The organism is Rothia sp. HMSC078H08, from assembly GCF_001808955.1.
Lineage (GTDB): Bacteria > Actinomycetota > Actinomycetes > Actinomycetales > Micrococcaceae > Rothia.
In genome coordinates, this window is the sequence record NZ_KV795252.1 from 1 (window position 1) to 18268 (window position 18268).

Below are 18268 nucleotides of genomic sequence, written 5' to 3' on the forward strand. Positions count from 1 at the left end.
GGGCACCCGTAACGGGTGCCCGCCTCCGCGGTTCTAGTTGGGATGGGTTCTAGTTCAGGCGGTTTTGGGTCGGGAGCGTCTAGCGCTTCAGGAAGTCCTGACCCGCCAAAGAACGACGCGCCACCTCACCGGACTCCGGCGAAACCACCGTCGTCTGAGCCACCGCGTACTCGGTCGCCGGCGCCGGCGAACCATCGGGCAGGAAATCGCCGCCATCAACCGCACGCAAAGGCGCCTGCGGGTCAACGCCGCGCTTAATCACAGCCAGAGCAATCGGGCCCGCCTCATAATGTAGCGCCACCGAGGTAATACGACCGACCGGGCGGGACTTGCCCTCTACGAACAGCTCGCTACCTGCCGCCGGCAGGGTGTGCTCCGAACCATCGATATCCAAGAACACCAGGCGGCGCGGCGGGCGACCCAGGTTATGCACGCGAGCCACCGTCTCCTGGCCCTTGTAGCAGCCCTTATCGAAGTGCACCGCCGTACGGGTGTAATCCAGCTCCTGGGGGATCGTCTTATCGTCCGCCTCGGTGCCGTAGCGCGGGCGCCACGCCTCAATACGCAGAGCCTCCGCAGCCCACAGACCCGCAAAACGCGCGTCCGCAGATTCAGCCAGGGCGGGCAGAACAGAACGCGGCACAATGCTCAAGAAACGCACATAGTCCGCACCCGGGTGAGCATCGCCCGCCTCATCGTAACGGTAGCTACCCGGTGCCGGAGTGTGCCAGGGATCCTCCCACACCAGCGGCTTGCCCTCAGCGAGCGCAGGATGTACCGAGCCGTCCTGCAGGATCGGGTTGCGGGCACTCTCCAGCACCGCGTACTCGTCGCTGAGGTTCTGCACCTCAACGCGCATCATGAACTTCATGCGGTTCAGGTAATCGGTCAGCGGCTGAGCCTGGTAGCCCTCCACGATCAGCCAGAGCGCCTCGCCGTCTTCAATTGCGGCGGGTGCGTACTCCACGCGGCCCTGAGGGGAAAGCAGCAGGAACTCGCGGCTCTCCCCGGCGGTCATACCGGTCAGAATCTGCGAGGCAATGGAGGTCAGCCAGGTCTGGCGGTCCGGCCCCTCAACACGCACTACACCCAGGGAGGAGCGGTCCACCAGCACTAGCGGCTCATCCGCGCTGGCGGAGCGGTCGAAGCTGAGGGCGCGCTGCTCCAGCATGGGGTTACCGTAGTGTGCGGCGACACCGGCATCCAGCCCGGAGGCGGCAAAAGCGCCGTGCAGGCTCAGCAGGGAGCTCACCGGGTGGGCGGCATCGGGCTGGGGTACCTCAGCCCGAGGCGCTTCAAGCGAAGATTCAGTCACGGAAGGTGCACCTTTCACGCAAAGAGTCTGCCCCGCCGACCGGCGGGGCAGACACAAGTTAGTTATTAGGCGGTGGGCTCGGAGCCGGGCTCGCCGGTGGGCTCTTCGCCATCCAGGGAACCGAACATCGAAGTGCCCAGGGAATCACCGGTCATCGAGGAGGTCTTGCGCAGTTCAGCGGAGGCGTGCTTGTGCAGCTTACCCTCGGCGTCTGCGATCTCCCAGTCCCACATGAGGTTGCCGTTGACCAGGCCCCACAGGCGCACAGAGCCGGCGTAGTCGTGGGAAATATCATCGCGCAGCAGGTTGCCGGTTTGCATGCGAATAACCGGGCCCTTGACCATGCCCACGTAGTTTTCGCTAATACCGCCGGGGTGCGCAATGGTTGCCAGCAGGGAGAAGCCGTCGTCGGCATTGCGGAGAGTCTCTACGCTTGCCGCGTCAGCGAAGGCGGGAACAACGTCCTTGGGGACAATACCGAAGCCGCCGTCAGCGTCGGTCAGGGGGCGGTCAATCTGCCAGAAACCGGTTTCAACGGTGATGGGGCGCAGCTTCTGACCCTCGTCATCGAGCAGGAAAGACTCAGCGCGGTATTCAATGAAGGGCAGACCATCCTGCTCAAAAGTAATAATCTGGCCGAAGGGGGTGTTTTCCTGGCCTTCGTACCACATGGTTCCGGTGCCTTCCCAGGTGCCGAGCAACCATGCGAAGGGAACAAGTTCAGGGGTTAGGTTGGTAGGGATTTCAATAGCCATACCTTCCATTTTAGTATCCTGCGTACAACAGTAGCCTGTTCGTTCGCTCACGGCACGGGGTAGCACCGCCGTCTGCAGAGTAAACGGTACGGCGGGCAACATAAAGAAAACCCCCAACCGGAGGGGACCGGGTGGGGGTTCACGCCGCCATTGGCGAGGCGGTACGAACCGTACGACCGCCTAAAGCCCTGTGTGGGCGATGCTTCTGCTCTGTGCGGGAAGACTACTTCTGTCCGCTGAAGAGGCCACGCAACACTGCGAATGCACCGATACCGATGCACACGGAGATAATAGCCATCAGCGACATGAAGAGAGCTTCAAGAGCCATAAGATTGTTTTCCATGCCTTAAACCTACCACAGACCCACCCCGAAAGGGCGCAGAATCAACGGCTGAAACATAGTGAACAGCACGATTCTCAACAGGCATACGCCCCACCCGGCGCCAGCAAAATATTAGCCCCGCAGAATCCGGGTAGGTGCCCCATCATAGCCAGCTGAGAAGCCTGTACGAACAGTCCGGAATACGATATTCGGCCCGGTCTACACCGGCGCCCACAGCCGCGTCACAGCCTGGCGAGTACACTAGAAAGAGCCTAATATTTTACCGGGAAAGGAGAGGGTGTGTACCGTATTGCGCTTCTGAGCGATACCGCCGCGCAGGATATGATCCCCTCGCTGAGTCTACTCAGCCACAAGGTACACGTTTTCCCCCTCGACACCGCCCATACCACCCTTGAAACCGAGACATTCGACCTGCTCATGGTCGATGCCCGCACCGCCCTCGTCAAAGCACGCCACTGCGCCCAGCTACTGCGCGCCGCAGGTGTGCAACTGCCGCTCATCGCACTCCTGAACGAAGGTGGCATGGCGGCTGTTGCCGCCTCCTGGCAGGTGGACGATATTGTCTCTGACCAGGCCTCCCCTTCCGAAATGGATGCGCGTCTGCGTCTTGCCATCAAAAGGGAAGCAACCGCTGAAGAAGAAAACCAGCAGGAACGAGTGGTACGCGCAGGCAACCTCGTGATTGACACCCAGGCGTACTCCGCGCATCTTTCCGGTACCGCACTGAACCTGACCTTCAAAGAGTTTGAACTGCTCAAATTCATGGCGCTACACCCCGGACGGGTCTTCTCCCGCGCCCAACTGCTCTCCGAAGTGTGGGGTTACGACTCCTACTACGGCGGTACCCGCACCGTGGATGTGCACGTGCGTCGTCTGCGTTCCAAGCTCGGCACCGAGTACGAGCAGATGATTTCGACCGTGCGTAATGTGGGGTATTCCTTCAATAGCACCCGCTAAATTTCGCGGCGCCAACCCCTCATTTGGTGTACCCGCTCTGCCAGTTGCCCCGGTACTGCACCGAGTACCAGAATGCGTAAATGTTCCGGTTCTTGTCATATTCGCCCAGGACGGAGAACAAACTCTCCAAAGAGCAACTATCCCCGGTAGAGTTGAATCAGAAGGCTACGAAAGAAGGCGATGATGGTAGACAACCAGACACCCGAAACCTCCACCCTGTCCACTGCAAGCACCCCGGTCTACGCAGAACCGCAGCTCACCGAAGAGCTGCTGGAACGCTTCGATTCCTTCGCGCAGAAGGTTGCCCGCCATGACGGCGTCTCGGCGTTCTCTGAGCAGACCCGCATTGAGCTGAGTAAGGCACTCCGCGAAAGCACCCTGACCCCTCCGCGTTTCTTTGTCGCCGAGGATAACGGCACCCTCGCTGCCGTCTTTGTGGCGCTCACCCCCGCCAACGACGAAGATACCGGCGTGATTGAGGCAGCCGTCGCCCCCGAATACCGCGGACAAGGCGTAGGTAGCGCATTCTTCGACCACGCCGTCCGCCAGCTGGGCGATGACGCGACCCGCTACCGCCTCTGGGTTCACGGTAGCGCCACCGACACCGGTATTGAAAGCCCCGCCCACGCGTTTGCAACCCTGCACGGTTTCGAGCCGGTGCGTGTGCTGTACAAGATGGTTCTGCCCCTGGACGCGCAGACCCGCGAAGAGCTTGTGGAACGCTCCGATGCGCGCACTCTGCCGGAGAACCTGCGCATGCGCACCTTCACCGGCGCGGACGAGTTCCCCTGGCTTCGCGTGAACGCCGCCGCTTTTGCGCACCACCCGGAGCAGGGCAAGCTCACCCTTGCTGATTTGCGCGAGCGCACCGGCTCCCCCTGGTTCCGTCCCGAGGGTTTCTTCATCGCCTCCGAGGTTGAGGATGACTCCGCCATTGCGGCGTTCACCTGGACGAAGATCCCGACCGGTCAGGAGCAGAGCGAGCTGTCACCCTCCGGCGAGATTTACGTGGTGGGTGTGAACCCACAGGCTCAGGGAGGCGGCCTGGGCCGCACCCTCACTCTGCGTGCGCTGGCATACCTGGCATGCGCTGAGGATGAGAACGGCGAGCCGCTGCGAGCCATTGACCTGTACGTGGACGCCGACAACACCGCTGCGTACTCCCTCTACACTTCCCTGGGCTTTGGTGTGGCGACGGTTGATCGCATGTACGCTCCCGCCCAGCAGGATGAGCCTGCCGCATAGTTTCTGTACGCCGTCTTTGACGTGCTTCTTCACGACTTATCCCCGATCAGAAAGGCAAGTACAGTATGGTACCCGCCCCCAATGGCCTGAATAAGGCGCCTAAGCCCAAGCCGTCTGAGCCTGCGCCCATGACCGGTGTCATTCACATTGGCCACGATATTTCGAAGATTGAGCGCGCCGAATCTCGCGGTGACCGCATTGAGAAGGGTGAGAAGCGCTCCTACTTCAGCTTGGAAGAGGAGTTCGGTCCAGATCGTTTCTTTGACCGTGAGAGCAGCTGGCTGGATTTCAACACCCGCGTGCTGGAGCTCGCGGAGGACCCGAACCTGTTCCTGCTGGAGCGTCTGAACTTCCTGGCGATTGTGGCATCTAACCTGGACGAGTTCTTCATGGTGCGTGTGGCGGGTCTGAAGCGTCGCATTGCGACCGGTCTGGCGGTTCCTTCGGCTGCCGGTCTGAGCCCCGAGGAGCAGATGGAAGAGATCGCTGAACGCGCCCACCAGCTGCAGGCTCGTCACGCTGATGTGTTCCACAACCAGGTTCTTCCGGCTCTGGAGGAGCAGAACATCCGCATTGTGGGTTGGAACGACCTGGATGCGGACGCTAAGCAGCGTCTGCGCGAGGAGTTCATGCGCGATATTTTCCCGATTCTGACTCCTCTGGCTGTTGACCCGGCGCACCCCTTCCCGTACATTTCGGGTCTGTCGCTGAACCTTGCGGTGCTGGTGCGTAACCCGCAGACCGGCAAGGAGCTGTTCGCGCGCGTGAAGGTGCCCGATCAGCTGGACCGTATGGTCTCTGTGGATGGTTCGCGCGCCGCCAACACTGCGGGCCGCGAGAGCCGCTACATTGCTCTGGAAGACATCATTGCTGAGCACCTGGATACCCTCTTCCCGGGCATGGAGGTTGTGGAGCACCACGTCTTCCGCGTGACCCGTAACGAGGATCTTGAGGTGGAAGAGGACGATGCAGAGAACCTGCTGAAGGCTCTGGAGAAGGAGCTTCTGCGCCGTCGTTTCGGTCCGCCGGTCCGACTGGAGGTTGAGGACACCATCAACCCGACCATCCTGGATCTGCTGATTTCTGAGCTGAACATCGACGAGTCCGAGGTGTACCGCCTGCCGGCTCCGCTTGATCTGCGCGGCATGAGTGCGATTGTTCGCGCGAACCGCCCGGCTCTGCACTACCCCAAGCACATTGCGCACACTTCCCGCTGGCTCAATGCTACCGAGACTGCGAAGGCTGCAGACGTTTTCGCTGCCGCCCGCGACCACGACGTGTTGCTGCACCACCCGTACGATTCCTTCGCGACCAGTGTGCAGGCGTTCTTGGCGCAGGCTGCCGCTGACCCGCGTGTTCAGGCGATTAAGCAGACCCTGTACCGTACCAGTGGCGACTCCCCCATCGTGGATGCGCTGATTGAGGCGGCTGAGGCTGGCAAGCAGGTTGTGGCACTGGTCGAGATCAAGGCTCGCTTTGATGAGGAAGCCAACATCTCCTGGGCTCGTAAGCTGGAGCGCGCTGGCGTGCATGTGGTGTACGGCATCGTGGGTCTGAAGACTCACTGCAAGCTGTCTCTGGTGGTACGCCGCGAGGGTAACCACCTGCGTCGTTACGCTCATATTGGTACCGGTAACTACCACCCGTCGACGGCTCGTTTCTACGAGGATTTGGGCATCATCACCTGCGATGAGCAGATTTGTGAGGATGTCTCCCGCCTGTTCAACCAGCTGTCTGGTTACGCACCGAAGACTAACTACCAGTCGCTACTGGTGGCGCCGCGTACTCTGCGTAGCGGCCTGATTGAGTGCATCGATCAGGAGATTGAGAACCATAAGGCGGGCCGTCCGGCGAAGATTCAGTTCAAGTGCAACTCCATGGTGGATGAGGCCATCATCGATTCGCTGTACCGCGCATCGCAGGCTGGTGTGCCGGTGGATGTGGTGGTTCGCGGTATCTGCGCGCTGCGCCCGGGCGTTAAGGGGCTGAGCGAGAATATCCGTGTCCGTTCCGTGCTGGGCCGTTTCTTGGAGCATTCGCGTGTGTTTGCGTTTGAGAATGGTGGCGATCCGATTGTCTACATTGGTTCTGCCGATATGATGCACCGCAACCTGGACCGCCGCATTGAGGCGCTCGTGCCTGTGAAGGATCCGCGCCACGTGAAGTACCTGCGTGATATGTTCACCCTCTACATGAGTGATTCTTCGCGTACCTGGCACCTGGATTCTGAGGGTAACTGGACCCGCCACGATACCGATGACCAGGGCAACCCGCTGCAGGATGTGCAGTCGTACTACCTGAGCTCGCGTTCCCGTAAGAACGTGGTGGATAAGGTCTAAGGATTTGCCGCTGACCTACCGGTGATTTCTGGTTGTGAACCCCGTCTGTTCTCGCGCTTTATGGCGTGGGACAGGCGGGGTTTGCCGCGTGTCGTGCAAAATCTTGGGGTGGACTAGTGCACTTAGCGCAAAAGTGAACAACAGGTTACGTTGAGATTACAACTTGACGCTTCTCTCCCCTACAATTAGACGCGGAGCATGGTGCCCTCTGGCATTGTGCACAAGCCTAGCGAAGAGGTTCAGAGAGAGATATGGCACCGCTGGATTCCCCCTCCATCTACTACTCGGCACGACGTTTTGACGCGGTCAACAGCATTGACCGTTCCCCCGCGAACACTGCGGATATTGTTGCTTCTGGCGCACTGATTTGGCGTATGCGCGATGGTGCGCTTGAGGTCCTGATCATTCACCGCCCTCGTTATGACGACTGGTCCTGGCCTAAGGGCAAGCAGGATCCGGGCGAGTCCCTTGCTGAGACCGCTATTCGTGAGATTCGCGAAGAGGTCGGTCTGCAGGTTGTTCTGGGTGTGCCCCTGGCGGTGACTTCCTACCCGGTGGGTGGCCGTCCGAAGGATGTTTTCTACTGGGCTGCTGAACTGCCCGACGGTGCCCGCGCCCTGGCGGATGAGGGTGAAGTGGATGAGCTGCGATGGGTGACCACCGATGTGGCTCGCGCGCTGCTGACTAACCAGGATGACCTGGCACCCCTGGAATCCCTGGAGGCTCTGGCTGAGGCGGATGCGCTGCGCACCCGCCCGATTCTCATTGCCCGCCATGCGAAGGCTAAGCCTCGTTCGAACTGGGCTGCTGCTGAGGATGACCGTCCGCTCGCGGCGACCGGTAAGCGTCAGGCGTTGGCCTCTAGCCGTCTCTTTGCGGCGTGGGCTCCGAGCCGCATTATTTCTTCCCCGTGGCTGCGTTGCGTTCAGACCGTGACCCCGTATTCGGTGGATTACGGTGTTTCGGTAAAGGAGAAGAAGTCCCTGTCGGAGGCTGGGGCTCAGCGTCACCCGGCGCGTACTGCCCGCGTGGTGGCTTCGCTGTTCGATAAGGATTCTTCATCCCTGCTGTGCACCCACCGCCCGGTACTGCCGCAGGTGATGGATGTTCTGCGCGAGTACCTGTTTGAGGGTTCCGCGGAGGTCCTTCCGACTGAGGACCCGTACCTGGAGCCCGGCGATGCCCTGGTCCTGCAGGTGACCGAGGGCGATGACCCGCGTATTGTCTCGGTGGAGCGTGTACGCGCGGCACTGGACTAGCATCCATATCTTTTATCTTCTAACGGCGAGCGCGCTGGGCTTTATGCTCAGCGCGTTTGCTCTACCTGCACCCCGTTTGCGGGTTGTACAATAGAGAGGCGGTTGCTTCTTTGCCGTCTCTCACGTCTACTGACAGGATTCAAGGTTTTTCTTATGACTCACGCAATCCCCACGCCCTATGAAGATCTTCTGCGCGAAATCCTCGAGGAGAACAAGGACGCCATTACGGCGGATGCGCAGCGTTCCGACCGTACCGGCACCGGCACTTTCGGCGTGTTTGGCCGTCAGATGCGTTTTGACCTGCGTGAGTCGTTCCCGCTGATTACCACCAAGCGCGTACACTTCAAGTCTGTTGCCATTGAACTGTTGTGGTTCTTGCGCGGTTCGTCGAACGTGCGCTGGTTGCAGGAGCGCGGCGTGACCATTTGGGATGAGTGGGCTGATGAGAACGGCGATTTGGGCCCGGTGTACGGCGTGCAGTGGCGTTCGTGGCCGACCCCCGATGGTGGCACGATTGACCAGATCGCGAAGGTTATCGATTCGTTGAAGAATAACCCGAGCTCGCGTCGTCATATTGTTTCTGCGTGGAACCCCGTTGAGGTGGACAACATGGCGCTTCCGCCCTGCCACGCGCTGTTCCAGTTCTATGTGCATGAGCGTGCGGACGGTGTGAAGGAGCTGTCCTGCCAGCTGTACCAGCGTAGCGCGGACATGTTCCTGGGTGTGCCCTTCAACATCGCCTCGTACGCTCTGCTGACCTACCTGATTGCTGAAGAGGTCGGCATGGTGCCGGGCGAGTTCATCTGGACCGGCGGCGACTGCCACATCTACTCGAACCACCTGGAGCAGGTGAAGAAGCAGCTGGGCTACGGCACCGACCCTGAGGGTAACCCCTCCCCGCCGCGCGAACCGTACCCGTACCCGAAGCTGGTTATTAAGACCAAGAAGCCTTCTATTTTCGATTACGAGTATGAAGACTTTGAGCTGGTGGATTACAAGCACCACCCCGGTATTGCCGCCCCGATTGCGGTCTAACTGCAGGTTGTAAGGAGGCATGATGTATCGTCTGGGCGCTATTTGGACTCAAACTGATGCCGGCATCATTGGTCGTGACGGGGATATGCCCTGGTACGCGCCGGAGGATTTGGCGCACTTTAAGAAGGTGACGCTGGGCGCTCCGGTGATTATGGGTCGCCGCACCTGGGAGTCGTTACCGCCGCGTTTTCGTCCCCTGCCGGGTCGCACCAATATTGTGATTAGCCGTTCGGTTACCGAGGCGGAAGAACGCGATGGTGCCCTGTGGGTTCCTTCGCTGGATGCGGCGCTGTACGCGGCTCGTGACGCTGTGGGCGCGCCGGTCGAAGCTACCCCCGCAGATACCGCCGCGGTTGATGCTTGGATTATTGGTGGCGGCTCCGTCTACGCGGAGGCGCTCTCCCGCACCGACCTGCCCACCTTCGGTCGGGTGGAGACGGTGGAGCGGACCCTCTTCTACTGCCAGGAAGGCAACGAGATTACCGGCGATACGCGAGCGCCCGAACTGCAGCTTGCAAATTCTGCGGGCAGTTGCGAGGGCAGCTCACCGAACGGGTGCTGGCGAGTCACCTCCGAAAGTGCTTGGGAGAATAGCGAGAAGGGCTACCTGCTCGATGAGTCGGGCACGAAGAACCCCATGTACTTCTCGTTCCAGCGGCTCGAACGTATCTAGTTCAAGCTTCCCTCGTTCACTCGCTGATATAGACATGCATTTCAAGCCTGCGGCTGCTCCACCCGGAGTACCGCGGGCTTGAGTGTTTAATGCGCCTCCCGGTGCCCCGGTAATAAGCCCCGCCTCTTCACACGGTATTCCGTTCCGAATATCAAATTTTTTGTACGGTGTTAGTCCGCACCCGCCAGCCTGAGAGTACACTGGGAACCATGAACTTTAATCCCGGTGACTCTGTAGGTTTTGTTGGCTGGCGCGGTATGGTGGGCTCCGTCCTCATGAAGCGCATGGTTGAGGAAGGCGACTTCGAGGGCATTACCCCCGTCTTCTTCACTACCTCTAATGTTGGTGGCGCTGCGCCCACCTTCGACGGCGTAATTGAACCGTCCGAACTGAAGGACGCATACGACATTGATGAGCTGCGTAAGCACTCGATTATTGTGACCGCTCAGGGCGGTGGCTACACCGAGGCTGTGCACCCGAAGCTGCGTGCAGCAGGCTGGGACGGCCTGTGGATTGATGCCGCTTCCACCCTGCGCATGAACGATGACTCCATCATCGTGCTGGACCCCATTAACCGCGACGTCATCGACCGCGGCCTGGCATCTGGCGTGAAGGACTTCGTCGGCGGTAACTGCACCGTCTCCTGCCTGCTGATGGGCCTGGGCGGCCTCTTCAAGAACGACCTGGTCGAGTGGGCTACCTCCATGACCTACCAGGCAGCGTCCGGCGGCGGTGCCCGCCACATGCGCGAGGTGCTCGCACAGTTCCGCGACCTGGGCAACGAGGTCTCCGAGGAGCTGAACGACCCCGCATCCGCAATTCTGGACATTGACCGCAAGATTCTTGCTAAGCAGCGCTCCGGTGAGCTGGATTCCTCCCAGTTCGGTGTGCCGCTCGCCGGCTCCCTGATTCCCTGGATCGACTCGGATCTGGGTAACGGCCAGTCCCGCGAAGAGTGGAAGGCTGAGGTTGAGACCAACAAGATCCTGGGCCGCTCCGAAGATGACGAGATCACCATGGACGGTCTGTGCGTCCGTATCGCTGCGATGCGCTCGCACTCTCAGGCGCTGACCATCAAGCTTAAGAAGGACCTGCCGCTCGAGGAGATTGAGCGCATCATCGCTGAGGACAACCCCTGGGTTCGCTTCGTGCCGAACCAGCGTGAGGAGTCCATGGAGCAGCTGACCCCCGTGGCTGCTTCCGGTTCTCTGGAGATTCCGGTTGGTCGCGTGCGTAAGCTCGCGATGGGCCCCGAGTACATTAGCGCGTTCACCGTGGGTGACCAGCTGCTCTGGGGTGCTGCTGAGCCGATTCGCCGCATGTTGCAGATTGCTGTTGGCAAGCTCTAAAGCTCACTGACAAGCTATAAGAAAACCCTCGCTACCATTCTTATCGGATGGGAGCGAGGGCTTTTTGTGCCTGCGTATAGCGCGTGTGGGCTTAGCGCGAGCTGGTTTAGCGCTGGTTTGCGGCGGCGGCTTTGCGTTCTGCCTTGCGTGCGGCTTTGCGTTCCTTACGCTGCTGTCGCCAGGCGCGGTAGCGGTACCAGGCGGTGAGCACCACGTGCTTCATGAAGATATTGGCGCGGCGTGCCCAGGTGAATTCGGTACCCCAAATGCCCAAGCCGATAAAGATGAACAGCCAGCCGGGGCCGGGAGTGACGAGCATAATCAGACCGGCAATAAAGCAGAAGGCGCCCACGCCGATGACGAGGGGCTTGTAGAGATGACGCATGACCGGATGCGCGTGCATACGCTCCTTGCGGGCTTCGAGCCAGCGGTGAAAGCGGCTGGTCTCGCTTTCCTTGACTTCATCTTCAATGGTTTTCAGGGGTGGTCCTTCCAAACGTGCCGTAGGTGAGTTTCACCGGGCGGCGGTGGTTAGAGAATAGCACCTACCGCTGGATGGGTGCTGTGAAAGATTTCTTCATGTTGAGATTTTTCCGTCATCTTCAAAATTTTTTCGTTTCAATGGTGTTCAAGTCGAAAGTACCTTTATACACTGTAAGGGAACAATTCGCCCGGCACTACGCCTAAACACTAAGGAAGCGACCCACTACCGTGTCCTCCCCTCGTCCCGTATCAACGGACTCATCCCGCACCAACGCTGTTGCACCCGCTGGTACCTCTGCACCCGCTACTGAACGCAACGCCGCACCGACCCTCAACGAACGCCTCGAAAACCTGCCCTTCACCCGCGCCCACGGCAAACTCCTGGGCATCTCGGGTCTCGGCTGGGCACTCGACGCCATGGACGTAGGTCTCATCTCCTTCGTCATGGCGGCACTCATCAAGGAATGGCAGCTCAGCCCCACCGAAGCCTCCTGGCTCGGATCCATCGGATTCGCCGGCATGGCGCTCGGCGCAACCTTCGGCGGCCTACTCGCCGATAAGCTCGGCCGCCGCTACATCTTCGCACTCACCCTGCTGATTTACGGTCTGGCGACCGGCGCCTCCGCCCTGGCAACCTCCCTGGGCATGCTGCTCGTCTTCCGTTTCTTGGTCGGTCTAGGCCTGGGAGCGGAACTGCCCGTGGCATCCACCCTGATTTCTGAATTCTCGCCGCGCGCTATTCGCGGCCGCGTCGTGGTCGCTCTGGAGGCGTTCTGGGCACTGGGCTGGATCCTCGCCGCTCTCATCGGTACCTTCATCGTTCCGCAGGCGAACGGCTGGCGCTGGGCACTTGCCATCGGTCTGATTCCCGCCATCTACTCGCTCGTGATCCGTATGGGCACCCCCGAGTCGGTGCGCTTCCTGGAGTCAGTCGGCAAGCACGATCAGGCACGCCAGATTGTTGAACGTTTCGAGGCGTCCCCTGCGCTCTTCTCCCGAACCAATAAGAAGCAGACCGAAGACACTTCCGTACACGGCGCGGCTGAAAGCGCCGACAACGCAGAATCCGCGAAGATTCACTCTATCTGGGCGGCAGGTCAGCGCCGTAAGACCATCGCCCTGTGCGTCATCTGGTTCTGCATCAACCTCTCCTACTACGGCGCGTTCATCTGGATTCCGGCACTATTGAACGCCCAGGGATTCAGCCTCGTGAAGTCCTTCGCGTTCACGCTCATCATGACCCTTGCCCAGCTGCCCGGCTACGCGGTCGCCGCCTACCTCATCGAAAAGTGGGGCCGACGCACAACCCTGGCGACCTTCCTGCTTGGCTCCGCGCTGGCGGCGGCTGGCTACGGCATGGCGCACGCCGAGGTATTCATCATCCTCGCCGGATGCATGCTCTCCTTCTTCAACCTGGGTGCGTGGGGTGCCCTCTACGCCCTGAGCCCGGAAATCTTCCCGACCCACCTGCGCGGAACCGGCACCGGTGCCGCCGCCGGTATCGGTCGTATCGCCTCCATCGCGACACCGCTCATTGTGCCGCCGCTGGTCGCATTCGGTGGAACCCCGCTACTCTTTGCGCTCTTCTCCACCGCGTTCCTGGTAGCGGCAACCACCGTGTTCTTCCTCCCTGAACGCCGCGGCGAATCCCTCTAAACGAGCGGCACGCCATACAATATGAGCTGTCCCTCCTGAACGCTCTTTCCGAGCAATCAGAAGGGACAGCCCATTTGTCATTTAAGCCCTCTAACCGTGCGCCACAACCTCAAACTATGAGAGGATACGTTCTATGCTCGATTCCTTCCTCTCCAACCCCTACCGCACAGAGTTCAGCCCCTGGCCCGTGAGCGAACACTACGCCACAGAACGCGCCGGCGGCGTGCCCGAAGCCATGCTGCTACCGGGCGAACTCACCGTGCACCGTGGCGACGGGGCAAAAATGAGCTACTACTTGGACTGGCCCGAGGAATTCAACGAATATACCCGCGCAATCACCCTGCGCCCGCGCACTAAGAACGGCTACCCGCAGGACTTTATGTTCACCGTCGCCGTACGCGACGGCCAAGCTGTCTTCACCGCAACCGCCCTCAGCTTCTGGGAGCAGCGCGACGGCCGCCCCTACGACCGTGAGCCCATCGCCCGCGGCTACGTGGACGTCGCCTCCTACGAATCCTGCGAGGAATACGCCGGCATTTCCGCCGCGCCCACCCTCATCGGCTGGGATATCGCAGACCCCTACCCGGCACGCATGGCGCTCATCCGCGCCCTCTGCGAAGGAGTCGCCAGCAGCATCACGATGGGCACCCGAATCCTCGCGGACGGGCAGGTACAGATCGACCACAAGGACGGGGACCTACTCGCCCTGCACGTGAACGCGGTCAGCACCGTAGGCGGCATGGTCCGCGCCCTCATCATCGAGCAAGACCGCGTACCCAGCGGCGTATCTACCGGCACCTCCGAGCGTGCCGACCTGCAGACGCGCGCCTACTACGCCAACGTGCTCTCCCCCGTTCCTAGCGAGTTTGGAAATCTCGTCTGGTCCCACAGCGAGGACGCGGAATACTACCCGTACCGTCCCACGCGCCACAAGCCGATTTTCCACGCCCCCTGCCCGCCTCAGAAGCTTCCCCTGGCGATTCAGGTGCTGATGGAGCACCTGCCTGCCGCTCCGCTGGCTGCAACGCGCACAGCGCCCAAGCGCAGGCCCTACCTGCCGGGGCAGGCGCGCGTCTTTTCACCTCGCCACTAGCTCAGCGGTCAATACAACGCTTCGGGCGGTCTCCAATGAAGAGACCGCCCGAAGCGTTTATTCTGAAGCGTTTATTCTATGCGTCCTAGCGCTACGAAAGGCGAGAAGTTAAGCGTTTAGATTTCGCCGTTGACCACGACAGGCTCAGGCACCAGGGTCACGCCGAAACGTTCACGCACGCCGTCACGCACAGCGCGGGCGATAGCGAAGATGTCCTCAGCGGATGCGCCGCCGCGGTTCGTAATCGCCAGGGTGTGCTTGGTCGACAAGCTCGCACGGCCCTGAGCAATCTCGCGGGACTCACCCTCCAGACCGAAGCCCTTCTCGAAACCTGCGTGCTGAATCAGCCAGGCAGCCGAGAGCTTCACATGATCGGAATCCTCGACACCCGCGGTGAACGGGGAAGTCTTCACGACCACTGGGAAGTTCGGGGCGCCCTCCGGCAGGGAATCCAGGGTCGAGCGCGGAACGATCGGGTTGGTGAAGAAAGAACCGGTGGAGAAGGTGTCACGGTCCTCGGGGTTGAGCACCATGCCCTTGGAGCCACGCAGCTCCAGCACCTTCTGGCGTACCAGAGCGGATTCGGCGCGTTGACCGGGCTCAACGCCCAGGCTCCTCGCCAGCTCGGCGTAACGAATCGGGGAGGACAGGCTGCCCAGGGTGAACTGGAAATCAACGGTCAGCACCACGTAGCGGGGCGAGCCGTTGACGGTTGCGCGCTTGAGCACCGAGTCGCGGTAGCCGAAGCGCAGGTCTGCGCTCGCAAAGGTCTTCCGAGTGTTCTTTTCGCGGTCCCAGGTGCGTACGGAGGCGATGAACTCGCCCACCTCAACGCCGTATGCGCCGACGTTCTGCACGGGGGTTGCACCCACGGTGCCGGGGATGCCGGAGAGAGCCGCGGGGCCAACCCATTCGTTCTCGATGCTGAGCTTCACGAAGTCGTCCCAGATGGTGCCCGCCTGCACGCGCACGTTCGCGCCGCCGCATGCGGGGATGGGCAGAACCTCTACGCCTTCAGAGGCGATGTGTACGACGGTTCCGTTGAAGCCTTCGTCGGAAACCAGCAGGTTGGAGCCGCCGCCCACGATGAGGACGGGTTCGCCTGCGGCGTCTGCAGCGGAGACTGCTTCGATAATTTCTGCTTCGGAGGTGGCGCGGACGTAGGTCTTAGCGGGGCCACCTACCTGGGCGGTGGTCAGTTCGCTCAACAGCTTTTCAGTCATAGGTTAAGAATACCGGTCGTTGTGCGGGGTCAACACCCGCCACGCGTTAAAGTCACGAAAACCTTATGGTGATTTTGCCTTCATTTTCCGGCGCGCCTCCCGCAGAAAGAAGCGCCACCACCTGCACCGGCGAGCGCGCAGCCGAGCATGCAAAAGCCCCGGCACCACCGCATCGGGTAGCGCCGGAGCTTTCACATGGTTGCTTTCACACGGCTATCTGCAAGCACAGAAACTCTATGCCGAGAGACGAACCACAGCCTGACTCTTCATCAGAACCTTCTGTTCCTTGCCTTCCTCATCACGAGCGGTGACGGTCAGGTCAATGCGGGCGGTGCGCTCCCCCTCATTCAGAGCACCCACCTTACCGCTGATGGTCAGGGCGTTCGTGGGGGTATCGGGGTTTTCACCGCCGGGTGCATCCGCCACGGGAACGGGCTTGGTGAATCGAGTCTGGTAGTCCACAATCGCACCGGGGTCGCCTACCCAGTCGCTCACAAGCTGCACTGCGGTACCCATGGTCAGCATGCCGTGAGCGATGACGCCGGACAGGCCCACCGACTGAGCAAAACGCTCGTTCCAGTGAATCGGGTTGAAGTCACCGGATGCGCCAGCGTAACGCACCAGCGAAGCGCGGGAGAGCTCCACGGTACGCGAACCGATGTCCTGGCCCTTTTCAAGATCTTCAAAACGCACCATTAGTTCTCCTCCTCAGCACGAACCAGCAGGGAAGAAATGCAGGTGGTGACCGGCTCGCCCTGCACGTCAACGATTTCTTCACGGGTGGTCAGCATTGCGCCAGCACCCATCACGCGCACGGAGTCCACGTGAACTTCGGTGCGCAGCTCATCACCGGCAACAATGGGGCGGTGGTGGGTGAAGCGCTGGTCGGCGTGCACCACGCGGGAGAAATCAATACCGGCGGAATCGTCGTTGATGAGTGCCGCGTCAGCTGCCTGCGCCAGGATAATGGCGAAGGTCGGCGGGGCAATCACATCTGCGTACCCTGCCGCGCGGGCTGCCTCAACGTCGTGGTGGAGGGGGTTTTCTGCGTGAACTGCTCGGGCAAATTCGCGGATCTTTTCACGGCCGACAACGTAGGTGTTCTCGGACGGGTAGACCCTGCCCACAATCTCAGGGTTAATGCTCATGGTTTCAGTCTACCGTTCTTATGCACAGTGTTCAGCTCGAACGCGCAGAGTGGACGCATCAGCAAACAGCCAGCATGGATGCACGCAGTATTTCTTAGCATTGTTTACCTTCTAGCGAAGGCGCCCGGCGCGCCCCTACCCCTACAGCCTGAGCAGGCGTAGACTGAATGGGTACCCGCAATCAATCAAGAAGGAAAAGTTGTGTCTTCCAACGTAAAAATTTCGGTGCTTGACCTGATGCCGCACCGCCCCGATCAGCGTCAGCACCAGACCATGCTCAACACCATCGATGCCGCCCGCGCGGCTGAGTCCTACGGCTACGAGCGTTTCTGGGTCGCTGAGCACCACAATGCCGGTTCCCTGCTGTCCTCGGCGACCGTCGTGGTCATGGCGGAGATTGCCGCCGCAACCGAGCGTATTCGCGTGGGTTCGGGAGGCATTATGCTCCCCAACCACGCACCTTACGTGGTAGCGGAGCAGTTCGGTACCCTCAACGCGTTCCATCCCGGTCGTATTGACCTGGGTGTGGGCCGTGCGCCCGGCACTGACCCGATGACCGCCGCCGCTCTACGCCGCGACGATTCTGCCGCCATGAGCTTCCCCGCCGAGGTGCAGCAGCTGCAGCGTTTCCTGGGCGAGCCCTCCCCCATGCACCGCGTGCACGCCATTCCCGGTCAGGGCTCGAAGGTGCCCCTGTACATTCTGGGTTCTTCCCTGTTCGGTGCGCAGCTTGCCGCACAGCTGGGTCTGCCCTACGCATTCGCTTCGCATTTTGCGCCCGCAATGCTGCAGGAGGCAGTGGACACCTACCGCGCGAGCTTCAAGCCCTCGGAGCATCTGGAACAGCCCTACGTCATGGTGGGTGCAACCGCGATGCTCGCCGATACCGACGAGCGAGCACGCTACCTGTACACGACGCAGCAGCAGCATTTCCTGGGTGTGGTGCGCGGCAATTTGTCTTTCGCACCTCCCGTGGAAGATATGGACGCCGTCTGGACCGACGCAGAGAAGATGCACGTTGAACGCATGACCGCTGAGGCAATCGTAGGCTCTCCCGCCACCGCGCAGGCTCGTATTGAGGACCTGGTGGCGCGCACGGGCGCTGACGAGCTTATCGTCATGACCGAGGCGTGGGAGCACGAGGACCGCCTGCGCTCCTACGAGCTGCTGTCCCAGCTGCCGGTGGTGCGCCGCGCCTCCTAACGCTTAGATCAGAGCATAAAGACGAAGCCCCCGAGTTTTTCTCGGGGGCTTTGCTATATCCGGTATAGAGCCCGTGCACTAAGCGCCTGCAGACCGGGCTTTAGGCAAACAAAATAGGTAAAACAAAAAAGCCTGCCTCCGAAGAGACAGGCTTATCTGAGCCCCGACCGGGAATCGATCCCGGGACCTCCA

At 60.8% G+C, this 18268-nt stretch carries 16 protein-coding genes; 10 read left to right on the plus strand and 6 right to left on the minus strand.

The features are described 5' to 3' along the window. Window positions 1-79 precede the first annotated feature (79 nt). Both HMPREF2528_RS02545 and HMPREF2528_RS02550 read right to left on the minus strand, forming a co-directional pair. Entirely contained in the window at window positions 80-1315 is a 1236-nt protein-coding gene (locus tag HMPREF2528_RS02545) for a CAF17-like 4Fe-4S cluster assembly/insertion protein YgfZ (RefSeq protein WP_070542150.1), read from the minus strand. 65 nt (window positions 1316-1380) lie between these two features. Beyond that, window positions 1381-2070: a nitrobindin family protein gene (locus HMPREF2528_RS02550; RefSeq protein WP_044145742.1), complete on the minus strand. Its 690-nt coding sequence runs from the start codon at window positions 2068-2070 to the stop codon at window positions 1381-1383. A gap of 622 nt (window positions 2071-2692) precedes the next feature. Here HMPREF2528_RS02550 and HMPREF2528_RS02555 point away from each other — a divergent pair. The 7 genes from HMPREF2528_RS02555 to asd all read left to right on the plus strand — a co-directional run bounded on the left by HMPREF2528_RS02555 (window position 2693) and on the right by asd (window position 11270). Continuing rightward, window positions 2693-3370: a winged helix-turn-helix transcriptional regulator gene (locus tag HMPREF2528_RS02555; protein WP_080976894.1), complete on the plus strand. Its 678-nt coding sequence runs from the start codon at window positions 2693-2695 to the stop codon at window positions 3368-3370. A gap of 180 nt (window positions 3371-3550) precedes the next feature. After that, a complete protein-coding gene (mshD, locus tag HMPREF2528_RS02560; protein ID WP_070542154.1) occupies window positions 3551-4615 on the plus strand; it encodes a mycothiol synthase in 1065 nt (354 codons plus the stop codon). 65 nt (window positions 4616-4680) lie between these two features. Beyond that, window positions 4681-6954, plus strand: a complete 2274-nt coding sequence (locus HMPREF2528_RS02565; RefSeq protein WP_083297867.1) for an RNA degradosome polyphosphate kinase — start codon at window positions 4681-4683, stop codon at window positions 6952-6954. 251 nt (window positions 6955-7205) lie between these two features. After that, a complete protein-coding gene (locus HMPREF2528_RS02570; RefSeq protein ID WP_070542158.1) occupies window positions 7206-8213 on the plus strand; it encodes an NUDIX hydrolase in 1008 nt (335 codons plus the stop codon). A gap of 153 nt (window positions 8214-8366) precedes the next feature. Then, window positions 8367-9248: a thymidylate synthase gene (locus tag HMPREF2528_RS02575; RefSeq protein ID WP_070542161.1), complete on the plus strand. Its 882-nt coding sequence runs from the start codon at window positions 8367-8369 to the stop codon at window positions 9246-9248. A gap of 22 nt (window positions 9249-9270) precedes the next feature. Further along, on the plus strand, window positions 9271-9921 hold the full coding sequence (locus HMPREF2528_RS02580) for a dihydrofolate reductase (protein ID WP_049363138.1): 651 nt from the start codon (window positions 9271-9273) through the stop codon (window positions 9919-9921). A gap of 209 nt (window positions 9922-10130) precedes the next feature. Next, the gene (asd, locus tag HMPREF2528_RS02585) at window positions 10131-11270 is read left to right on the plus strand and encodes an aspartate-semialdehyde dehydrogenase (RefSeq protein ID WP_070542164.1); all 1140 of its coding nucleotides are present in this window, start codon (window positions 10131-10133) and stop codon (window positions 11268-11270) included. A gap of 106 nt (window positions 11271-11376) precedes the next feature. Here asd and HMPREF2528_RS02590 read toward each other — a convergent pair whose 3' ends face one another. Further along, window positions 11377-11766 carry a PGPGW domain-containing protein gene (locus tag HMPREF2528_RS02590; RefSeq protein WP_005508339.1) on the minus strand — a complete coding sequence of 130 codons (390 nt, stop codon included), beginning with the start codon at window positions 11764-11766 and terminating at the stop codon, window positions 11377-11379. Between the two features lie 215 nt (window positions 11767-11981). Between HMPREF2528_RS02590 and HMPREF2528_RS02595 the strand changes: the two genes are divergently transcribed. Further along, window positions 11982-13409 carry an MFS transporter gene (locus tag HMPREF2528_RS02595; RefSeq protein ID WP_070542168.1) on the plus strand — a complete coding sequence of 476 codons (1428 nt, stop codon included), beginning with the start codon at window positions 11982-11984 and terminating at the stop codon, window positions 13407-13409. 133 nt (window positions 13410-13542) lie between these two features. Further along, on the plus strand, window positions 13543-14502 hold the full coding sequence (locus HMPREF2528_RS02600) for a histidine kinase (RefSeq protein WP_070542172.1): 960 nt from the start codon (window positions 13543-13545) through the stop codon (window positions 14500-14502). A 116-nt stretch (window positions 14503-14618) separates the two neighbouring features. Here HMPREF2528_RS02600 and HMPREF2528_RS02605 read toward each other — a convergent pair whose 3' ends face one another. From HMPREF2528_RS02605 to HMPREF2528_RS02615, 3 genes are all read right to left on the minus strand, one after another. Next, window positions 14619-15725, minus strand: coding sequence for a UDP-N-acetylmuramate dehydrogenase (locus HMPREF2528_RS02605; RefSeq protein WP_005504826.1), 1107 nt, complete (start codon window positions 15723-15725; stop codon window positions 14619-14621). A gap of 234 nt (window positions 15726-15959) precedes the next feature. Then, on the minus strand, window positions 15960-16421 hold the full coding sequence (locus tag HMPREF2528_RS02610; protein WP_070542175.1) for a MaoC family dehydratase: 462 nt from the start codon (window positions 16419-16421) through the stop codon (window positions 15960-15962). Beyond that, window positions 16421-16873 carry a MaoC family dehydratase N-terminal domain-containing protein gene (locus HMPREF2528_RS02615; protein WP_070542178.1) on the minus strand — a complete coding sequence of 151 codons (453 nt, stop codon included), beginning with the start codon at window positions 16871-16873 and terminating at the stop codon, window positions 16421-16423. The genes HMPREF2528_RS02610 and HMPREF2528_RS02615 overlap by 1 nt, the downstream gene beginning before the upstream one ends. A gap of 201 nt (window positions 16874-17074) precedes the next feature. Between HMPREF2528_RS02615 and HMPREF2528_RS02620 the strand changes: the two genes are divergently transcribed. Then, window positions 17075-18076, plus strand: a complete 1002-nt coding sequence (locus tag HMPREF2528_RS02620; RefSeq protein ID WP_012902994.1) for an LLM class flavin-dependent oxidoreductase — start codon at window positions 17075-17077, stop codon at window positions 18074-18076. Window positions 18077-18268 lie beyond the last annotated feature (192 nt).

Coding starts and splice junctions, on each gene's coding strand:
- HMPREF2528_RS02550 (WP_044145742.1), bottom strand. CDS start 2,070: ATGGCTATTGAAATCCCTACCAACCTAACCCCTGAACTTGTTCCCTTC.
- asd (WP_070542164.1), top strand. CDS start 10,131: ATGAACTTTAATCCCGGTGACTCTGTAGGTTTTGTTGGCTGGCGCGGT.
- HMPREF2528_RS02600 (WP_070542172.1), top strand. CDS start 13,543: ATGCTCGATTCCTTCCTCTCCAACCCCTACCGCACAGAGTTCAGCCCC.
- HMPREF2528_RS02580 (WP_049363138.1), top strand. CDS start 9,271: ATGTATCGTCTGGGCGCTATTTGGACTCAAACTGATGCCGGCATCATT.
- HMPREF2528_RS02565 (WP_083297867.1), top strand. CDS start 4,681: ATGGTACCCGCCCCCAATGGCCTGAATAAGGCGCCTAAGCCCAAGCCG.
- HMPREF2528_RS02575 (WP_070542161.1), top strand. CDS start 8,367: ATGACTCACGCAATCCCCACGCCCTATGAAGATCTTCTGCGCGAAATC.
- mshD (WP_070542154.1), top strand. CDS start 3,551: ATGATGGTAGACAACCAGACACCCGAAACCTCCACCCTGTCCACTGCA.
- HMPREF2528_RS02610 (WP_070542175.1), bottom strand. CDS start 16,421: ATGGTGCGTTTTGAAGATCTTGAAAAGGGCCAGGACATCGGTTCGCGT.
- HMPREF2528_RS02615 (WP_070542178.1), bottom strand. CDS start 16,873: ATGAGCATTAACCCTGAGATTGTGGGCAGGGTCTACCCGTCCGAGAAC.
- HMPREF2528_RS02605 (WP_005504826.1), bottom strand. CDS start 15,725: ATGACTGAAAAGCTGTTGAGCGAACTGACCACCGCCCAGGTAGGTGGC.
- HMPREF2528_RS02570 (WP_070542158.1), top strand. CDS start 7,206: ATGGCACCGCTGGATTCCCCCTCCATCTACTACTCGGCACGACGTTTT.